At 33.3% G+C, this 19,172-nt stretch carries 15 protein-coding genes and 1 pseudogene; 6 read left to right on the forward strand and 10 right to left on the reverse strand.

The genetic code is table 11. From position 1 onward, the window contains the following. Position 1 precedes the first annotated feature (1 nt). From JE46_RS06245 to JE46_RS06260, 4 genes are all read right to left on the reverse strand, one after another. Positions 2–925: a carbohydrate kinase family protein gene (locus tag JE46_RS06245; protein WP_031454402.1), complete on the reverse strand. Its 924-nt coding sequence runs from the start codon at positions 923–925 to the stop codon at positions 2–4. A 1-nt stretch (position 926) separates the two neighbouring features. Then, complete coding sequence (locus tag JE46_RS06250) at positions 927–2,105, reverse strand: glycoside hydrolase 100 family protein (protein WP_031454403.1); 1,179 nt, start codon at positions 2,103–2,105, stop codon at positions 927–929. Positions 2,106–2,109: 4 nt separating this feature from the next. Beyond that, the gene (locus tag JE46_RS06255; protein ID WP_031454404.1) at positions 2,110–3,405 is read right to left on the reverse strand and encodes an MFS transporter; all 1,296 of its coding nucleotides are present in this window, start codon (positions 3,403–3,405) and stop codon (positions 2,110–2,112) included. A gap of 85 nt (positions 3,406–3,490) precedes the next feature. Continuing rightward, positions 3,491–6,085, reverse strand: coding sequence for a TonB-dependent receptor domain-containing protein (locus JE46_RS06260; RefSeq protein WP_236010740.1), 2,595 nt, complete (start codon positions 6,083–6,085; stop codon positions 3,491–3,493). A gap of 185 nt (positions 6,086–6,270) precedes the next feature. On the opposite strand from JE46_RS06260, the gene JE46_RS06265 reads away from it, so the two are divergent. After that, positions 6,271–7,302: a LacI family DNA-binding transcriptional regulator gene (locus JE46_RS06265; protein ID WP_031454406.1), complete on the forward strand. Its 1,032-nt coding sequence runs from the start codon at positions 6,271–6,273 to the stop codon at positions 7,300–7,302. A 62-nt stretch (positions 7,303–7,364) separates the two neighbouring features. Here JE46_RS06265 and tsf read toward each other — a convergent pair whose 3' ends face one another. The 4 genes from tsf to rplM form a co-directional block, all read right to left on the reverse strand. After that, positions 7,365–8,327 (reverse strand): translation elongation factor Ts, encoded by a 963-nt coding sequence (gene tsf / locus JE46_RS06270; protein WP_031454407.1) that lies wholly within the window; start codon positions 8,325–8,327, stop codon positions 7,365–7,367. A gap of 137 nt (positions 8,328–8,464) precedes the next feature. After that, complete coding sequence (gene rpsB / locus JE46_RS06275) at positions 8,465–9,241, reverse strand: 30S ribosomal protein S2 (RefSeq protein WP_031454408.1); 777 nt, start codon at positions 9,239–9,241, stop codon at positions 8,465–8,467. A gap of 184 nt (positions 9,242–9,425) precedes the next feature. Then, positions 9,426–9,812: a 30S ribosomal protein S9 gene (gene rpsI, locus JE46_RS06280; protein WP_031454409.1), complete on the reverse strand. Its 387-nt coding sequence runs from the start codon at positions 9,810–9,812 to the stop codon at positions 9,426–9,428. Then, the gene (gene rplM / locus JE46_RS06285; RefSeq protein WP_031454410.1) at positions 9,812–10,267 is read right to left on the reverse strand and encodes a 50S ribosomal protein L13; all 456 of its coding nucleotides are present in this window, start codon (positions 10,265–10,267) and stop codon (positions 9,812–9,814) included. Before rplM ends, rpsI begins: the two co-directional genes overlap by 1 nt. Positions 10,268–10,632: 365 nt before the next feature. Here rplM and JE46_RS06290 point away from each other — a divergent pair, with 365 nt between their 5' ends. Then, complete coding sequence (locus JE46_RS06290; RefSeq protein ID WP_031454411.1) at positions 10,633–11,661, forward strand: LacI family DNA-binding transcriptional regulator; 1,029 nt, start codon at positions 10,633–10,635, stop codon at positions 11,659–11,661. Positions 11,662–11,712: 51 nt separating this feature from the next. Here JE46_RS06290 and JE46_RS06295 read toward each other — a convergent pair whose 3' ends face one another. After that, positions 11,713–12,537 (reverse strand): universal stress protein, encoded by an 825-nt coding sequence (locus tag JE46_RS06295; RefSeq protein ID WP_031454412.1) that lies wholly within the window; start codon positions 12,535–12,537, stop codon positions 11,713–11,715. A gap of 175 nt (positions 12,538–12,712) precedes the next feature. Here JE46_RS06295 and rimP point away from each other — a divergent pair, with 175 nt between their 5' ends. The 4 genes and pseudogenes from rimP to tnpA form a co-directional block, all read left to right on the forward strand. Beyond that, positions 12,713–13,177, forward strand: a complete 465-nt coding sequence (gene rimP / locus JE46_RS06300; RefSeq protein ID WP_031454413.1) for a ribosome assembly cofactor RimP — start codon at positions 12,713–12,715, stop codon at positions 13,175–13,177. Between the two features lie 14 nt (positions 13,178–13,191). Beyond that, complete coding sequence (gene nusA / locus JE46_RS06305) at positions 13,192–14,445, forward strand: transcription termination factor NusA (protein ID WP_017498147.1); 1,254 nt, start codon at positions 13,192–13,194, stop codon at positions 14,443–14,445. A gap of 50 nt (positions 14,446–14,495) precedes the next feature. Continuing rightward, the gene (gene infB, locus JE46_RS06310) at positions 14,496–17,381 is read left to right on the forward strand and encodes a translation initiation factor IF-2 (protein WP_031454414.1); all 2,886 of its coding nucleotides are present in this window, start codon (positions 14,496–14,498) and stop codon (positions 17,379–17,381) included. A gap of 121 nt (positions 17,382–17,502) precedes the next feature. Beyond that, positions 17,503–17,807, forward strand: a pseudogene (gene tnpA, locus JE46_RS06315) (IS200/IS605 family transposase); the annotation flags it as partial. Positions 17,808–18,585: 778 nt separating this feature from the next. On the opposite strand, the gene JE46_RS06320 reads toward tnpA, so the two are convergent. Beyond that, the gene (locus JE46_RS06320) at positions 18,586–18,975 is read right to left on the reverse strand and encodes an SPOR domain-containing protein (protein WP_031454415.1); all 390 of its coding nucleotides are present in this window, start codon (positions 18,973–18,975) and stop codon (positions 18,586–18,588) included. Positions 18,976–19,172: the final 197 nt, after the last annotated feature.

Consider the following 19,172-nt stretch of genomic DNA (forward strand, 5'->3'; position numbering starts at 1 on the left):
TTTAAAATTCTCTAAGTTGTACGTTATTAGGTAATTCTCCAATATTTTGTAATTTAATACCTGCCAGTTCCTGGGCTGTATTTATGCATTCCGGTAGTTCTTTTCCTTTTAGTTTGCTATACAAAAAGCCAGTCCAGAATGCATCACCGGCACCTGTAGTGTCTTTTATATTTTCGACTAAATTGGCTTTTTTAGTAATGACTCCTAATTTTGAATCAAATATCACTACTCCGTTTTTTCCTTTTGTTAAGCAAATAGTGGATGCACCCTGTTTCTGAAAATAATCAAAAATGTAATCGTCACTTTTGATTTCATTAAACCATCGAAAACAATCATCATCACTTAATTTCACTAACGGATTTGTACTTAAATATTCTTTGATAATCTCTTTGGCTTCGGTTCTCTCAGGCCATATTTTGTCTGAATAATTAAGATCAATACTGGTTTGCAAACCCAGTTGATATGCTTTTTTAGCTTTTTTCAAAATTGTTTCACGAGCCGGATTTTTACTGAGTGCAAAACAAGTGGTATGAAAAATTTTAGACTGTTGAAGTAAGCTGTCCGGGAGCTGTGCTTCGGTTATATGATAATCTGCTTGCCTGTATGGAATAAATTCTGGTGTTTCATTTGATTTAGAGACAAAAATAACAGATGAAGACTGGTCATCAATTTTATGTATGCAGGAAGTGATAACCTGGTTTTCGTTTAATTTTTCTAACATGAAATGCCCTAATCCATCGTTGCCACAACTTGCAACTAAGGCTGTCTTTAATCCTAATTTTGAGCCATATATACTTACATTTGTGGGCGAACCGCCTAAAAAGCGGCCGTAATTTTCTATTTTAGAAATAGGAGTGTTTAGTTCATTGCCAATAAAGTCAATGAGTAATTCTCCGATACATATAATGTCGATTGTCTTTTTCATTTTAAACAAGTAATTTGAAATTTGTCGTAATCCCCTGATTTAACAAAACGGCTGCTGCTGCGCTCCACGTACAAAATGGAACTCCATTTGGTTTTTCGGTTTGGGTATTAAAGTTTTCGTAAAAGCTAAAGTCCTCTTTTTGATTTGCTGTATTTATTGCGTTTAGAAGCTTTTTAGCTTCCTCTTTTTGTTCTTTGGCGAGTAATGCTAAACCATAAAATCCATTAACCATTGGCCAGCTGCCTCCGTTATGAAACTCATTGGGGTAATTTCTGAATTCATATTTGAAATTGTTTTTTAATAAATTCCAGTCGCTATCTGTTTCCTCAATAGGAGGCCAAAAAGCAGGAACTAATTTTAATGGTCTTTGATTTCTTATTTTTTCAGCATACTGAATTATTTTTTCCTGAAATGGAACCGGACCAATGTTTAAAAGCAACGCCAGAGCATTTGCAAATGCATCAAATTGTGTTTTGTATCCTGCCGGTGAAAAGGAACATGGCATGTAATCATCAAAGTGAAGTTCATAATAGGCTCTTTCATGGTATTTTTCTCCCTGAGAATTGGGGATAAAATTTATTTCAATTTGTTGTGTTATTTTTTCAATTTTAGAAGTGATCGCATTTTTTTTTACAAAATAATTATAGGATCTCAGTGCCCAAATACGCAACAGCTGATCGTATAAAACATAGCCGTCAGTAATGTACTCATCAGCCCAATTTCCTGAAAGCGGAACATACATCAAGTGTTTGTTGTTGAATTCCCAGGCTTCCATCTGATTTAAACATTTTTCAATATTTTTCTTGTGACTTTCAACAAAGGAAGGGGCTTTTTGGTAAAAGGCATATTGACAAATTCCAATAATAAACCATGAGACAGCATCGACTCTTCCTGCTAAGCCACCGTAACTCACTTCGGTACTGTTGTCGTTTGTCATAACGTTAGAAGGTATCGTACCGTTGTCATGTTGGTTTTTTGCCAGTGTTTCCAGCGTTTTTCTGAAAGTTGCAATCAAGTTATTGTCTCCTGATGCTAAAGCAGCTAATCCGCAGATTACACCATCCCGGGCCCAGACTCTTTTGTAATTTGAAATGTTTTGCGCACTTGCTAAAAAACCTTCAGATGAGGAGGAATTGTATAATAATTCAATTGCTTTTGTATAATTGCTATCAGTACTCATAATATTACTGTTTTTTTACTTTAATTAATAATGTACTTAGGGAGCCCAATAGTAATAATGTACCTGCAAAAGTTATGGCTAAACGGGGATCATTATTTAGAAAATATTTTAATACAAACCCAAATGAGAGATTTTGAACAATCATTGGAATCACAATCATCATATTGATTATTCCCATATATACCCCATAACGTTCTTTGGGAATGTTTGTAACGACCATCAGATAAGGAATTCCCATCATACTTGCCCAGGCAATTCCGTAGCCAATAATGACTGCAAAAAACCAATATTGATTTTGGATCATTGGAAAAAATAAAAAGGAAACGGCTCCCAGTAAAAGACAAACAAAATGAACCATTTTTGGGCTGTACTGTTTCGCTAACTTAGCGAGATAAAAAGCAACCGAAAAGGTAACAATAAAACCAAAGGCACCTATTAAGCCATTCCATTCCACAGCTTTTTCATAACCTGTTTTGTTAGCAGGAGTTAGATTCCAAACCGATAATGCAATACTTTTTGAATTATTTTGCCAAAAACACATTAAGGCATACCATTGAAATAAATAGACCAGAAAAAGCTGCCACATTACTTTTGGCATTTCTAACACTGCTTTATAAGTATCGATAAAGGGAGAAAAAATATTTAAAGGTTCGGATTTAATTAGTTTAATTTCTTCTTCGGTTGGCGGAATTTCAGGCGTTTTTTTCATACTCCACCAGATTGAAGTTATCGAGAGTATGGCTCCTAAAAAGAAAGAGGCATAAATCCAATTAGGTAATTTTCCAGTATATCCAGCAAAAATAATGGGAAAGAGAAACAAAGAAATATAGGATAAAAATTGCCCAAAACCTGTAAAGAAACTTTGTGCCTGAAAACCTATTGGTTGCTGATCTTCATTAAGTGTATCAGCAATAAAAGCACGATAAGGTTCCATTGCGGTATTATTACCCACGTCTAAAATCCAAAGCAAACCAGCAGCCATCCATAACGAACTGCTAAATGGAAAAAGAAATAAGGAGATACTGCAAATAATTGCACCTATAAAAAAATAAGGCTTTCTTCTGCCCCATTTTGGATGCCAGGTTTTATCGCTCATTGCTCCAATTATGGGTTGAATCAATAAGCCTGTTAAAGGACCTGCCAAATTTAATATCGGAATTTGATCCGGGCTTGCGTGTAAAAAATCATAAATAGGATTTACAGCACTTTGTTGCAAACCAAAACTATATTGGATGCCAAAAAAGCCGACATTCATATTGATAATTTGCCAAAAATTAAGCTTGGGTTTAGAGAATGTCATGATTGCTTTTTTAAGTTTTAAAATCAATTCCTGTACTATAAAAGTACAGGAATTGGTAACCAACGAAATTTATGAATACAACTAATTAAAATTTGTATGATAGAGCCATTGAGATTGATCTTCCTGTCATTGATCTTGCTCTAACATAATTTACTGTGTTTTCTGTGATGCTTCCTTCTTCGGCTTCAGTAATTGCTAAGGTGTTCAATAGGTTGTTTCCAGAAACATTAACAGATAATCCTTTTGCAATGCCTACTTCAACAAATCCATTTACAATTACAAACCCATTCATAACTAATTGATTTGAATCTTGTGCATACGCTTTGGTTTGACCAATAAAACTTAAACCAAGGGTATTTTTATTATCCATGAATTTATAAGTTGGTAAAAAACTATACATTAATTTAGGTTGTCTTCTAGGTTGATTACCATTGTTGTCTCCTGAAGTAATTTCAGCTTTTGTATAGGTTAAGGAACCTCTCAAATCTAAATTATCAGTAACATTATAAGCAGTTTCTAACTCTAGACCCATAGATTTGTAATTGTTTTTAATGATACTGTTTGAAGTAGCTTCAAATCCGCCTTGTTCATCTGTTTTAGAGTGAAACGCTGTAGCATAAAGGTAACCATTGTCGAATTTTTGTTTGAATCCAATTTCGGCCTGAGTTAAAAAGTCTAAAGCGTTAATTTTATTTCCGTCTAAATAATCTAATCCACTAAATAAAATTCTATCGGCTTTGGCAGAAGCACCTCTGCTTATTCTTGCAAATACAGATTGTCTGCTTGCTAAAAGTAGGTTTGCTCCTAAAGTATAAGAATAATAATCGTAATCATAGTTTACAGCTGTTGGATTAGCATTGTCAATTGCAAATACATTTTGTTCCGGTGCAGAAATTTCACCATCATTATTAATATCATAAGTAGTAGAGGCACCTCCTGCAAATGAACCTGTTACTTTTCCTTTGTCATAACGTAAACCTCCTTCAAATGATAAATTTTCAGTTGCATCAACAGATATATTAACATAAGGGGCAGAAACATTGTATTGCGTATCATAATTTCGGGCTAAATTCCCCCAGGCAGGTGTTCCATAAGCATATAATCCATTTTCAGATAAAGAATTTCCGCCAGCATCATTAACATTAATTAAACGAGGGTTATCATCTGAAACTTCTTGAAGGTAGGAATTCCATAACCATGACATAGATACATTTTGCATGGATTTAAAGAGACCGGCTGTAATGCCTATTTTATCGAATTTTTTAGTCAAACGTAGATCGTTCATGAAATTCCCCATATTGTTTAGTTGAGTATCAAACATGTGAATTCTTGCTACTAATCCGTTTGGGGTATTAAAAGCAACTCCATTATCTGCGTAGCTTAAAGTTGATCCAGCTCCAAAAGAGTTTGCAATTGTCGAAGCAGATGCCAGTTCAGCAGGAAACGGTGAGATAAAACCACCTGAATTAGATGAGAATCTAATGTTATCGGTAATTTTCCAATTGTTTTCTAAATTAAAGGAAACATTTGCACCAATTGATTTTGAAACAGGATGCATTCCGTTAGACACAGCTTCTCTGCGCACATTTCCGTCAGGTCCTAATCCAACACTATGAGTCAAATAAATAGATTGTAAAGCACCAGTTGTAGCATCATAACCATCAACACTTTTCCAATTTGGGTTAGCATTTGTACCTGAAACAGCTACTGGCATAGGCATATAAGCAGCGGCTCTGTCATTTAAGAATTTCGCATAAAGAGTAATAGAACCATTTTCAAATTCTTTTGTAATGTTGAATTTTATTTGTCCGCCATTATTGCTGTTAAATCCTGTTTTTCTAACTCCTTCACCCGTTCTGTAAAAGCCACCAATATGAAAATACAATCCATCCCCAATTTTTGATCCATAATCCAAATCGGTTCTGAAATTTCCGTAATCTAATCCAAATGATGTACTGATGTTACCTCCTTCAGTTTTACCGGTTTTACTGATAAAGTTGATAATTCCACCTGGTGAATTTGAAGATAAAGTAGATGCTGATCCACCACGAATGGCTTCAATTTTAGCTATGTTTCCGTCAAATCTTGTAAAGATATCTGCTGTTGCAAATGCAATATCACCAAATAATAATACTGGAAGTCCATCTTCTTGAAGTTGTAGATATTTAGAACCACCTGAAGAAATTGGCACACCACGTACAGAGATATTTGAATTTCCTTCACCTCCAGAAGATTCAGAACGAATACCAGGAATGGTTCTGAAGATCTCAGCAGTTGATCTTGGTGCTGATTGTGTAATCTGCTCTGTTCCTAGGGTAGTGATTGAAACGCTGGATTTGATTTTGGTTTTAGGGTTTACTACTCCAGTAACTACTACATCGTCTAAAACATTTGCATCTTCAACTAATGAAATGTTTTGAATGGTATTGCCATTTATTTGAATGTTCATTTCAGTTGTTTTGTATCCGATGTAAGTAGCAATAATAGTTACTGTTTCGTTTCTTAGATTTGTAAAAGCATATTTTCCATCAAAGTCTGTAACAGTTGCTTTGTCAGAATTTTTTATTGCAATATTTACTCCTGGAATTCCAGCTCCAGTTGCATCAGTAACAGTACCTGATAAAGTTGAATTTTGAGAAAAACTGATGTTAAATAGTAATAATGCTATAATTATTCCCATTTTTTTAAATAATGAATTTTTTGTTTTCATGTTGGTTTATTTGTTTAGTTAGTAATTTATTTCGTGATTTTTTATCAAATGTATATTTTATCACAAAAAATAAAATGCTTTTTTTGTACGAAAACGTTTTCGATTTTCCCGAAAACGTTTTCGATTTGACTAGTTTTTTTTGCGATATTTGTTTAATGAGAGAAACTACTTTAAAAGAAATAGCTTCAGCTTTAGGTATATCTATTACCACTGTTTCGAAAGCATTAAAAAATTATCCAGATGTTAGTGATAAAACTAAGAAAGCTGTTATTGCTTTGGCTAAAGAGCTTGATTATACGCCCAATAGTTTTGCCGTGAATTTGAGGACTAAAGAATCAAAAACAATTGGTCTTATTATTCCTGAAGTAGTACATCATTTTTTTTCAGGCGTTGTAAATGGTATTATTGCTGAAGCGGAGAAAAATGGTTATTTGGTAATTATTCTTCAGTCTAATGAATCTTTAGAATTAGAAAAAAAGCAAGTAGCACTTTTGATTAATAAAAGAGTAGATGGGATTCTCATGTCGCTTTCTAATGAATCTAATGACGATGTTCATATTAAAGATATTCTTAAAAAAGAAATTCCTTTTGTCCAGTTTGATAAAATTTCTAAATTGATCCCTAGTTCCAAAGTTATTATTAATGACCAAAAAGCAGCTATGGATGCGGTGCAGCATTTAATTGATATGGGGTGCAAAAGAATTGCTCATATTCGGGGGCTTGAAAATCCTCAAAATGCTATTGATCGTTTTTTGGGGTACAAAAAAGCTTTAGAAAAAAATGGAATTTCTTTTGATCCTGCATTGGTTTATTCTTGTCAAAGCATCACTTTTGAGCAAGGTGTTGAATTTGCTAAACAAATTCTAGAAGAAGAAGACAAGGGGATTGATGGGATTTTTGTTATTACAGATTTGGTTGCAGTAGGTGTTTTGGCGCATTTTAATGAGAAAGGTATTCAAGTGCCCAATCAATTTGCGGTAATTGGTTTTAGTAATTGGTTTGTATCGCAGGTGATCACCCCAAAATTAAGTACTGTTGATCAACCCAATTATGAGATGGGAGTAGAGGCTTTTAATTTGTTATTGGAAGAGATAGTTTGTCGTAAAGAGGTGAGAGTGTTTGAGCCGAAGACAATTGAGCTAAAAACAAAGGTTGTTGTGCGAGAGTCTACGATGAAAAATAAATGATATAAAAAAAGAGCGATTTGAAAATTTCCAAATCGCTCTTTTGTATTTTAAAATATTTTAGATTAACCTAAAGTAACTCTTTTGAAACCTGTGATTTCAACATTGTATCCTTTAACATAATCACCAACTTTTTTACTGTCATCTTTGATGAAGTTTTGATCTAGTAATGCTTTTTCCTGATCTAAAGTAGTGTTGTCAGAGATAAAACGCTGCACTTTTCCTGGGATAATTTTGTCCCAAATTTGCTCTGGTTTACCTTCAGCTTTTAATTCAGCTTTAGCATCTTCTTCAGCTTGTTTCAAAACTTCTTCAGTTAATTGAGAGAAAGAAATATATTTAGGAACATTTTTTAAAGTTTTTCCTAAACGTTTTGCTTCTTCATTATCCTTTTCGATTACAGCAATACGAGCAGCAAGTTCAGATTCAACGAAAGCAGGATCAAAATCTTTGTAAGATAATGTATCAGCTCCCATAGAAGCAACTTGCATAGAAACATCTTTAGTTAAAACGTCAGCGTTAGGAATTTCAGCAGAAATTGCAGTTAATGCAGCAATTTTGTTAACGTGAACATAAGATCCAACAAAAGCACCTTCTAAAATTTCAAAACCACCGATTTCGATTTTTTCTCCGATAACTCCAGTTTGCTCGATTAATTTTTCAGCAACAGTAATTCCGTTGAAATCTGAAGCTAAGAATTCTTCTTTATTAGAGAAGTTAATAGCTCTTTCTACTAAATCTTTAGCCAAAGTTACGAAAGCTTCATTTTTACCTACGAAGTCAGTTTCACAGTTTAAAGTGATGATAGCTCCTTTAGTTTTGTCAGCATTAACAAATGAAACAGCAGCTCCTTCAGAAGACTCACGGTCAGAACGATTAGCAGCAACTTTTTGTCCTTTTTCTCTAAGAACTTGTATAGCTTTATCGAAATCTCCATCAGCTTCAACTAAAGCTTTTTTACAGTCCATCATTCCGGCACCTGTAGATTGTCTTAATTTATTTACGTCTGCAGCAGTAATTGTTGCCATAATATTTTGAATTTTAATGTTAAAAGTAAAAATTCCATCTTTTAAATTCTAAACTCCAATTTTATTAAATTATCAACAAAACGTTTTTAATTTGTGTTTGGATTTTAGAATTTAAAATTTGGAATTTAAAATTTGATTTATTCTTCAGTTGCAGGTGCAGCCTCTACAGCAGGTGCAGCTTCAGCAGCAGCTTCTTCTGTAAATACTTCAGTTTCTTTTTCAGAACCTCTGTCAGAAAGACCTTCGATTACGGCAGCAGTTACTAAAGATAAAATTTTGTCAATTGATTTGGAAGCATCATCATTTGCAGGAATAACGTAATCAACCTCTCTTGGGTCAGAATTCGTATCAACCATTGCGAAAACTGGAATGTTTAATTTTTGTGCTTCTTTTATTGCGATGTGTTCAGCTTTGATATCTACTACGAACAATGCTGCAGGTAGTCTAGACATATCAGCAATTGAACCTAAGTTTTTTTCTAATTTAGCACGAAGACGATCAACTTGTAAACGCTCTTTTTTAGAAAGTGTCATGAAAGTACCATCTTTCTTCATTTTATCAATAGAAGACATTTTTTTAACTGCCTTTCTGATAGTTACGAAGTTAGTTAGCATTCCACCAGGCCATCTTTCAGTGATGTAAGGCATGTTTGCAGCTTTTGCTTTATCAGCAACGATGTCTTTAGCTTGTTTTTTGGTAGCTACGAATAAGATTTTTCTACCTGATGCAGCAATTTTTTTCAAAGCTTCATTAGCTTCTTCAATTTTAGCTGCAGTTTTATATAGATTGATAATGTGAATACCATTACGCTCCATATAAATGTAAGGGGCCATGTTTGGATCCCATTTTCTAGTCATGTGTCCAAAGTGAACACCTGCTTCTAGTAAGTCTTTTACTTCTATTTTGTTTGCCATTTTTGTACTAGTTTACGTTCTGTTGATTAGCAATGTATAAATGGCGGTTTCTAATGATTCCTGGCTTTATACATTTAGATGCTAAACTATATCCTACCTCGATAGGAGAGCAACAACAACTGTGTTTTTTAATTTCAATAAATAATTGATAGTGTCTTGTGCCATCTGAACAAGACAGGTAATATTAACGTTTAGAGAATTGGAATCTCTTACGAGCTTTCTTCTGACCGAATTTCTTACGTTCAACCATTCTTGGATCTCTTGTTAATAAACCTTCTGGTTTTAAAATCGCTCTGTTTTCAGCGTTAGCTTCACACATTGCACGAGCTAATGCCATTCTTACAGCTTCTGCCTGACCAGTTGAACCACCTCCGTAAACGTTTACTTTTACGTCAAAGTTATTTGCGTTTTCTGTCATAGAAAGCGGTTGTAAAACTTTGTACTGTAAAGTTGCAGTAGGAAAGTAAGTTGCGAATTCTTTTTTGTTTACAGTGATTTGTCCTGTTCCTTCAGAAACATAAACACGTGCAACAGCGGTTTTTCTTCTACCGATTTTGTGAATAACTCCCATTACTTAAGATCGTTAAGGTTAACAGTTCTAGGTTTTTGAGCTCCGTGAGTATGCTCAGCACCTACAACAACATTTAGATTTCTAAAAAGTTCAGCTCCTAATTTGTTTTTAGGTAACATTCCTTTTACAGCTTTTTCTACTAATAATGCAGGGTTTTTAGATTGCAATACTTTAGCAGTTAAAGTTCTTTGTCCTCCTGGGTAACCTGTATGACGCATGTAAATTTTGTCATTCATTTTTGTACCTGTAAGGTTAATTTTTTCTGAGTTGATAACAATTACGTTATCTCCACAGTCAACGTGTGGTGTGTAACTTGGCTTGTACTTACCTCTTAAGATCATCGCAACCTTTGAAGCAAGACGTCCTAAGTTATGACCATCAGCGTCAACAACAATCCACTCTTTAGTTACAGTGCCTTTGTTTGCTGAAACTGTTTTGTAGCTTAATGCGTCCATAATATTATTTTAATTAAACATTCCATCCCCAATAAAGGGGATGCAAAAGTACAATTAATTATTTTAAATCCAAATACCTGAAAAGATTATTTTATCTGCTGAAAATCAGGGGGTCAGTTTTGAAATTAAAACGATAAAAAATATTGATTATAATATTTATGTTTAGATGAGCTAATTTTTTTTAGTTTTTTTAAAATAATGTTTATCAGGTTAAAATTTTTGTGAGGTGAAGTTTAAATCAGTCTAATTGTTTTGCGTGTTAGTTTTGGGAAAGACCTTGATAATTTTAATAAGTGGTAGGGCTTTTTTGTTTTATTTTAGGCAATTCTATTATATTTGTATTAATTACATAAAAATTCAATCGAATGAAAGCTAAAGCAACTCTAAAACAAATAGCAAAAGAACTTGGTGTTTCTGTATCGACAGTTTCTAAGGCATTAAATGATAGTCCTGAAATTAGTGAGCAAACAAAGGTTAAAATTAAGGAGTATGCCAAACTCAAAAATTATAAGCCTAATGTTATTGGTTTGAACTTAAAGAATCGTAAAACCAAAACAATTGGTGTAATTATACCTAATATATTAAACTCTTTTTTTGCAAAAGTTTTTAGTGGTATTGAAAAAGTAGCTGATAAAAAAGGATATAATGTAATTACTTGTATTTCAAATGAATCACTAGAGAAGGAGATTCATACGCTTGAAATGCTGAGCAATGGAACTATTGACGGATTCATTCTTTCTGTTTCGCAAGAGGCACAAAATTTGGAAGAGTATAGTCATTTTTCTGAAATCATCAATGACGGAACTCCAATTGTAATGTTTGATCGAATTGCTGACGGGGTTGAATGTGATAAAGTTGTGGTTGATGATTTTGATTCAGCTTTAAATTCAACACAGCATTTAATTAATTTAGGATGTAAAAATATAGCCTTGATTTCTTCGGTAGATAATTTGAGTGTTGGAAAACTGAGAGCTGATGGATATTTAGAAGCCTTAAAGGATAATAATATTCCGGTTAACGAAAAGATAATTCTTCGTACTAATTCAGAAGATGATATGAAAAGTAAAATTGAAGCGATTTTTGATCATAAAATTGACGGAATTTTTGCTTTGGACGAAAATGATTCAGTTGCAGCTTTAAGAGTTAGTTTGAAAAAAGGATTTAATGTTCCGGATGATATTTCAATAATAGGTTTTGCGGACGGTATTTTGGCATCAAGGCGTTTGTCTCCGAGTTTGACAACTGTAAGTCAGCACGGAATTGAAATAGGAGAAGTTGCGGCTAAGCGATTAATTTCAAGGCTTGAGGAAGAAGAAGGTGAAACTTCCGATTATGAAACAATTGTTATTAAAACAAAATTGAAAGAAAGAGAGTCGACCAGAAAATCTAAATAAAAAAAGAAAACCATTTTAATTTTAAAATGGTTTTCTTTTTTTATTTAGATTTTAAATTTTAAATGTTATAACGGGTCTTGCTGCATGATTTACCAGGCCTTCGCTAATACTGCCGTTAAAGAAGTGAGCGAAGCCTGTTCTTCCATGTGTACACATTCCGATAATGTCTGCATTAATGCTATTTGAAAAATTAATAATTCCTTTTTCAATATTGGTGTCATTATATATGTGAGTCGAATAATTAGTAAGGTTAAATACGTTTACAAAATCTTTCATCGCTTTTTCAATAATATGAGTTGGTTTGAAGCTATTTGGTGTGCAAATAGTAACTAAGTGTATTTTTGAATCAAAGAATTCTGTGAAGTTTAATAGTTTTTTAAAAGGTTTTTTGGATTCTTCTGTGAAATCTGAAGCAAAAACAATAGTAGATGCGTTAAAATTTGAAATATCTTTTTTAATAACCAAAACGGGAATATCAGAATTTCGAACTACTTTTTCAGTATTAGATCCAATTAGTAATTCCTCAACACCTGAAGAACCATGTGATCCCATTATGATTAAATCAATGTCGTTTTCTTTGCTGACTTGAGAGATTCCATGGATTGTTTTGTCAATTTTTAAGATTTCAGTTACGGAAAGGCCTTGAAGGTAAGGTTTTTCAGTAATTTTATCCAGCATCTCATTAGCTTTTCTCATAAATAACATTGTTTCGGGAATACTTGCTCCGCCGGTAATTGCGTCATTCATTTGGCTTGGTAATTCCAGCATATGAAGCAGGATGATTTCTGAATTGTGTTTGTGTGCTATTTGTGCTGCAACTTTTAAGGCGTCTTCTGCATGTTCTGAGAAGTCAGTAGGGACTAAAATTCGTTTCATAATTTTTTGAGGTTAAATTATTGAATAATCCGTTATTTTAATGCTCTTATAAAGATAAGGAATATTATTAGAGCAATCTAATTATTTGATTTATAAAAAAAACACTATATTTGCACCGTTATTTATTAAAATCTAAATAATGAGGGGACTAAGTGTCCCCTCTTTTTATAAAATTATGACATTTAAAGAAAAAGTAAACGCATTAATTACGGAGGCTCTTTTAGAAAAGCCGTCAATCTTTTTGATTGATTTAAGTATTTCTGATTCTTTTAAAATTAGTGTAGGTTTAGATGGGGATAATGGAGTAGCACTTCAGGATTGTATCGATATTAGTCGTGCAATCGAGAATAATCTGGATCGTGAAGAACAGGATTTTTCTCTTGAAGTTGCATCTGTTGGAGTAGGTTCGCCATTGAAATTTACAAGACAATACATAAAAAATATTGGTAGAACATTGATTGTTACTACAAATAGTGAAAAAATTGAAGCAGAATTAGTGGAAGCTAACGATGTTTTTATAATTTTGTCTTGGGAAGCAAGAGAACCGAAAAAAGTAGGAAAAGGAAAAGAAACAGTTCAAAAAGAGCAACAAATACCTTATACAGAAATTAAAGAGGCAATTGTTACAGTAACATTTTAATTTAAAGAATTCGCATGGAAAATTTAGCATTAATCGATTCATTCTCAGAGTTTAAAGATAATAAACTTATTGATCGTGTAACGCTTATGGCAATTTTAGAAGACGTGTTTAGAAATGCACTAAAGAAAAAATACGGTTCTGATGATAACTTTGATATCATTATAAATCCTGACAAAGGAGATATGGAGATATGGAGAAGAAGAGTAATTGTTGCTGACGAAGATCTTGATTTTGAAAATGAAGAAATTACTTTGACTGAAGCAAGAATGATCGAGGCGGATTTTGAAATTGGTGAAGAAGTTTCTGAAGAGGTAAAATTGATTGATTTAGGAAGAAGAGCTATTTTGGCATTGCGTCAAAACTTAATATCTAAAATTCACGAACACGACAATACAAATCTTTACAAGCAGTTTAAAGATATTATTGGCGATATTTATACTGCCGAAGTGCATCACGTACGTCCAAGAGTTGTAATTTTGGTTGATGATGAGGGGAATGAAATTGTGCTTCCAAAAGAAAAACAAATCCCATCTGATTTTTTCCGTAAAGGTGATAATGTTCGCGGAATCATTGAAAGTGTTGAATTAAAAGGGAATAAACCTCAAATTATAATGTCAAGAACTTCTGAGAAGTTTTTAGAAAAGTTATTTGAGCAGGAAATTCCAGAGGTATTTGATGGTTTAATTACAGTTAAAAATGTAGTTCGTATTCCTGGCGAAAAAGCGAAAGTTGCCGTAGATTCTTATGATGACAGAATCGATCCGGTTGGAGCTTGTGTAGGTATGAAGGGATCTCGTATTCATGGAATTGTTCGTGAGTTAGGAAACGAAAACATTGATGTGATTAACTACACAAATAATATTCAATTGTTTATTACAAGAGCATTGAGTCCTGCTAAAGTTTCTTCTATCAAAATAGATGAAGAAAACAAAAGAGCAGAAGTTTTCTTGAAATTAGAAGAAGTTTCTAAAGCAATTGGTAGAGGAGGTCATAATATTAAATTGGCGGGTCAGTTAACGGGTTACGAATTAGATGTAATTCGCGAAGGAGATGTTGCCGGTGCAACTGCAGATGAAGATGATGTTGAATTAACAGAGTTTTCAGATGAAATTGAAGGATGGGTAATAGAAGAATTTGCTAAAATAGGTTTAGATACTGCAAAAAGTATTTTGAAACAAGAAGTAGAAGATTTAGTAAGAAGAACAGATTTAGAAGAGGAAACAATTCTTGATGTTATGAAAATACTAAAAGAAGAGTTTGATAGCTAGTTGTATCTGCTCTAACAACACAACGAAAAAGGTAATAATAAAAAGGTTATATGTCTGAAGAGAGAGTAATAAGAATAAACAAGGTTTTAAGGGAATTAAATATTTCGTTAGAAAGAGCTGTTGATTATCTAAAAGATAAGGGAATTGCTATTGATGCAAATCCGAATGCAAAAATTTCTGATAGCGAATTTAATATCCTACAAAGCCAATTTGCGGGCGATAAGGGGAATAAGGAAGCTTCTAAAGAAGTTGGAGAAGAAAAAAGAAAAGAAAAAGAAGCACTTCGTGTAGAGCGTGAGAAAGAAATTGAAGACAAACGCAGACAAGATGAGGAGCGCCAAAAACAGCAGGAGATTATAAAAGCGAGAGCTGTTGTAACAGGTCCTGTTCAGGTAGGTAAAATTGATTTGAATCCAAAAAAACCTGCTGCTGTTTCGGTACCCGAAGAGACTGCTAAAGTTGAGGAACCAAAAGCTGTCGTTACTCCTCCTGTTCAAACAGAAAAACCAGTTCAGAAAGAGACTGTACAGGCAGAGCCAGTTTCTGCTCCTGTAGTTTCTGAAGAGAAAAAGGTAGAAAAACCTATTATTACTGAGAAAAAAGAAGTGAAAGTTGATGTTTCTAAAACAGCTAAAGAACCGGTTGTTGCAACTGATCCAGAAACTGCAGAAGAGATTATCACTACACAATATCAAAAATTATCAGGAACGACTCTTACAGGACAAACAATTGATTTGTCTCAATTCAACAAACCGAAGAAAAAGAAAGAGGATCCAAAGATAACACCAAATAAACCAGGTGCTCCTGGAGCAAACAATAATGCTAATAAAAATAAGCGTAAGAGGATTGTTCCTAAGCCAGGTACTCCTGGTACACCAAGACCTGCAACAGGGAATGTGCCAGGAACTCCAAATCCTAACAAAATAACACCAAATGCTGCTGGAACAGGAGGAGGTTTTAATGCTAACAGAAGTGCGAGACCTGGTTTTGTAAAAGGAAATCGCCCTGCTATTGTAGCTAAAGTAGAGCCTACTGAAGAGGAAGTAAAAAACCAAATTAGAGAAACTCTTGAAAAACTTCAAGGGAAAGGTGGTAAATCAAAAGCAGCTAAATATAGAAGAGATAAAAGAGATACGCACCGTCAGAAATCTGATGAAGAGCAAAGAGCACTTGATGAAGGAAGTAAAACTATTAAAGTTACTGAGTTTGTTACTGTAGGTGAAATTGCAATCATGATGGATGTGCCTATTACCAAGGTAATTGGAACTTGTATGTCACTTGGAATCATGGTTACCATGAACCAGCGTTTAGATGCTGAAACTTTGACCATCGTAGCTGATGAATTTGGTTATGAGGTTGAGTTTATTACTGTTGATATCGAAGATGCTATTGAAGTTATTGAAGATAAAGAAGAAGATTTAGTAGTTAGAGCACCGATTGTTACTGTAATGGGGCACGTCGATCACGGTAAAACATCTTTACTGGATTATATTCGTAAAGAAAATGTTATCGCTGGTGAGTCGGGTGGAATTACACAGCATATTGGAGCTTATGGAGTAACTTTGGATAATGGTCAAAAGATCGCATTCTTAGATACGCCGGGTCACGAGGCATTTACCGCTATGCGTGCACGTGGAGCTCAGGTTACCGATATCGCAATTATTGTTGTAGCGGCGGATGATGATATCATGCCACAAACAAAAGAGGCAATCTCTCACGCACAAGCTGCAGGAGTGCCAATTATATTTGCAATCAATAAAATTGATAAACCAAATGCGAATGTTGAGAAAATCAAAGAGCGTTTGGCTGGGATGAATTTACTTGTTGAAGATTGGGGTGGAAAAATTCAGTCACATGATATTTCTGCAAAAGTTGGAACAGGGGTAAAAGAATTATTAGAAAAAGTTTTATTGGAGGCTGAAATTTTAGATTTAAAATCGAATCCAAATAAAGCAGCACAGGGAACTGTAGTTGAGGCTTTCTTAGATAAAGGAAAAGGATATGTTTCTACAATTTTGGTTCAACATGGAACTTTAAAAGTTGGAGACTATATGTTGGCAGGTAAGCATCATGGTAAAATTAAAGCTATGCATGACGAACGTGGGCATATCGTAAAAGAGGCAGGACCTTCAACACCGGTATCAGTATTAGGTTTAGATGGTGCTGCCACTGCGGGTGATAAGTTTAACGTTTTTGAAGACGAAAAAGAAGCAAAACAAATTGCATCAAAACGTTCTCAATTAATGCGTGAACAATCAGTACGTACACAAAGACATATTACGCTTGACGAAATTGGTCGTCGTATTGCGCTTGGTCAGTTTAAAGAATTGAATGTGATCCTTAAAGGAGACGTTGATGGATCTGTTGAAGCATTATCAGATTCGTTCTCTAAACTTTCTACAGAAGAAGTTCAAATTAATATTATTCATAAAGGTGTTGGAGCAATTACTGAGACTGACGTTATGTTGGCTTCTGCTTCTGATGCGATTATTATCGGATTTAACGTTCGTCCTGCAGGAAATGCGCGACAGCTGGCTGATAAAGAAGAAATTGATATTCGTTACTATTCTATTATTTATGCTGCTATCGATGACTTGAAAGATGCGATGGAAGGAATGTTAGCTCCAGAGATGAAAGAAGAAATCTTAGGGACTGCTGAAATTCGTGAGATTTTCAAAATTTCTAAAGTGGGTTCAATCGCTGGTTGTATGGTAATGGACGGTAAGATTATGAGGACTTCTAAGATTAGAGTTATCAGAGAAGGAGTAGTAGTACACACAGGTGAACTTGTAGCCTTGAAACGTTTTAAAGATGATGTGAAAGAAGTGTCTAAAGGTTATGATTGTGGTATTCAGATTAAAGGTTACAACGACATCGAAGAAAGAGATGTTATTGAAGCTTATCATGAAGTAGCAATCAAAAAGAAATTGAAATAAAATTTAATAATAAAATTAAAGTCCCAATGAAAATTGGGACTTTTTTATTGGTCTCATTGGGTTAAAATCCTTCAATTTATTGCAGTACTTTAATAATGCGAAAAAATCTTTATAATTAGATATGCGTACAGATCTAAGGAAAGGTTCGTACACAGTAAGCGGACTAACATGTCATGTTGTTTGGGTTACTAAATATAGATTTGAAGTTTTGAAAGAAGATATTCAAAAGCGTTGCCTTGATATCTTGATTCAAATCTGTGAAGCTGAAGGAATTGAAATTTTAAAAGGGGGTGTTAGTTCAGACCATGTTCAAATGCATATCGAGTGTGCATCAAGTCAGAATGTTAGATCGATTTTTAAAAAAAAATCAAAGGAAGAACTTTAAGAAAATTGCAGATGGAATTTCCTGAATTGAAGGAATGGTATTCTGTACTTTCGGTGCAGAGTGGTTTAGTTCTCACCTGCAGATAAATGTTTCTTTATAGTTGTAAGACTGAAAATGCTTCGTATTATATTGTAAATTATATAGTACTTTTTTGATTATTTAAGTAATAAAGCAATACGTATTAGGATTGATAGGTTATTTAGGGAGTGAGAAATTATTAGTAAATCAATGAAAGCTGGTCTTCTCAAAATAGTAGCTTTAAAGAATTTGAAATTAAATATTATTGGATATAGGGAAGTGATATCGCTTTGTGTAAAATCACTTTAAATGCTCTTTGTCTCTTGATTAGTTTTTAATTCCTTCAAAAACAAACTTTGAGATGATGTGAATAAAAAATGGCGCGAGCTTTAAAAATGTAGTTAACAAATATAAAAATTAATTAGTACTATTTATATATTATTTCGATAGAGGACGAATATTGTTTAAAAGTAACAACTTGCTAAGCTAAAAGTTTTAATTAAGGAGCTATGTCTATGGTTGTGTCTGCTGTAAAAATTGTCTATTAGAAAAGTTTAAAAAATGATTTTAACTTGTAAATACAAGAATGAAATTAACATTCGAAAGTTTATAAAGCAATCATGGTATCATGATATAAAGTTATTATTTGAGTTTAATGTCGAAAAGGAGTATGTTTTATATATAAAGAAAAATTAAGAAAATTTGATGCTGAAATCTACTTTTATTGATGGTTAGGCTTACCTCGAATACGCAAAAAAAAGGATTACTGTTTAAGTAATCCTTTTTTAGTTTTTTTTAATTCTATTTGCTTGGTTTAACAAGGAAAACGCTTTTGTATTTTTTTTTGATTTCTTCCAAATTTCGTTCAGCTTCAATTCTGGTTTTGAAATTTCCAACGATAACTTTATAGTTGGGAGTATTGAAAATTATAGTGCCGTCAATTGGGTTAAATTCTCTTTTAAAATTCGATAATGTTTTTTTTGCTTCCTCGCTTTTGCCACTGAAAATTTGAATTTTGTATGTTTCGTTGGTACTAATTGACGTGTTAATTTTACGCTTATCATTCAATAATTGCTCAAATTTAGAGTCTTGATTTAAGGTAATGTTTTGGTCTTGAGCATTAATATTGTAGGTTAAACCAAACATGGATATTGATAGTAAAATCTTTTTTGAAGGAGTTAAAATTCTCATAATGTGATGGTTTTTATACAAAAGTAATATTTAAAGTTTATCTGTGAAATGTTCTTATTATTTAGAATTGATATAAATTGATATTTAAGACTATTTTAAGGTTTTGAGAATAGTACTTAAATTGTATTTTTGTGCAAGTTTTAAAAGAGGGTATTCGGTTTTTGCTTATTTGATACAGAAAAAACCATACCAAAAAT

The organism is Flavobacterium chungangense LMG 26729 (genome assembly GCF_000735715.2).
In the GTDB taxonomy this organism is placed as follows: domain Bacteria; phylum Bacteroidota; class Bacteroidia; order Flavobacteriales; family Flavobacteriaceae; genus Flavobacterium; species Flavobacterium chungangense.

What these genes read in the sequence shown, in the direction of transcription:
- JE46_RS06245 (WP_031454402.1), bottom strand. Translation starts at nt 925, where the DNA reads ATGAAAAAGACAATCGACATTATATGTATCGGAGAATTACTCATTGAC.
- JE46_RS06250 (WP_031454403.1), bottom strand. Translation starts at nt 2,105, where the DNA reads ATGAGTACTGATAGCAATTATACAAAAGCAATTGAATTATTATACAAT.
- JE46_RS06255 (WP_031454404.1), bottom strand. Translation starts at nt 3,405, where the DNA reads ATGACATTCTCTAAACCCAAGCTTAATTTTTGGCAAATTATCAATATG.
- JE46_RS06260 (WP_236010740.1), bottom strand. Translation starts at nt 6,085, where the DNA reads ATGGGAATAATTATAGCATTATTACTATTTAACATCAGTTTTTCTCAA.
- JE46_RS06265 (WP_031454406.1), top strand. Translation starts at nt 6,271, where the DNA reads ATGAGAGAAACTACTTTAAAAGAAATAGCTTCAGCTTTAGGTATATCT.
- tsf (WP_031454407.1), bottom strand. Translation starts at nt 8,327, where the DNA reads ATGGCAACAATTACTGCTGCAGACGTAAATAAATTAAGACAATCTACA.
- rpsB (WP_031454408.1), bottom strand. Translation starts at nt 9,241, where the DNA reads ATGGCAAACAAAATAGAAGTAAAAGACTTACTAGAAGCAGGTGTTCAC.
- rpsI (WP_031454409.1), bottom strand. Translation starts at nt 9,812, where the DNA reads ATGGGAGTTATTCACAAAATCGGTAGAAGAAAAACCGCTGTTGCACGT.
- rplM (WP_031454410.1), bottom strand. Translation starts at nt 10,267, where the DNA reads ATGGACGCATTAAGCTACAAAACAGTTTCAGCAAACAAAGGCACTGTA.
- JE46_RS06290 (WP_031454411.1), top strand. Translation starts at nt 10,633, where the DNA reads ATGAAAGCTAAAGCAACTCTAAAACAAATAGCAAAAGAACTTGGTGTT.
- JE46_RS06295 (WP_031454412.1), bottom strand. Translation starts at nt 12,537, where the DNA reads ATGAAACGAATTTTAGTCCCTACTGACTTCTCAGAACATGCAGAAGAC.
- rimP (WP_031454413.1), top strand. Translation starts at nt 12,713, where the DNA reads ATGACATTTAAAGAAAAAGTAAACGCATTAATTACGGAGGCTCTTTTA.
- nusA (WP_017498147.1), top strand. Translation starts at nt 13,192, where the DNA reads ATGGAAAATTTAGCATTAATCGATTCATTCTCAGAGTTTAAAGATAAT.
- infB (WP_031454414.1), top strand. Translation starts at nt 14,496, where the DNA reads ATGTCTGAAGAGAGAGTAATAAGAATAAACAAGGTTTTAAGGGAATTA.
- JE46_RS06320 (WP_031454415.1), bottom strand. Translation starts at nt 18,975, where the DNA reads ATGAGAATTTTAACTCCTTCAAAAAAGATTTTACTATCAATATCCATG.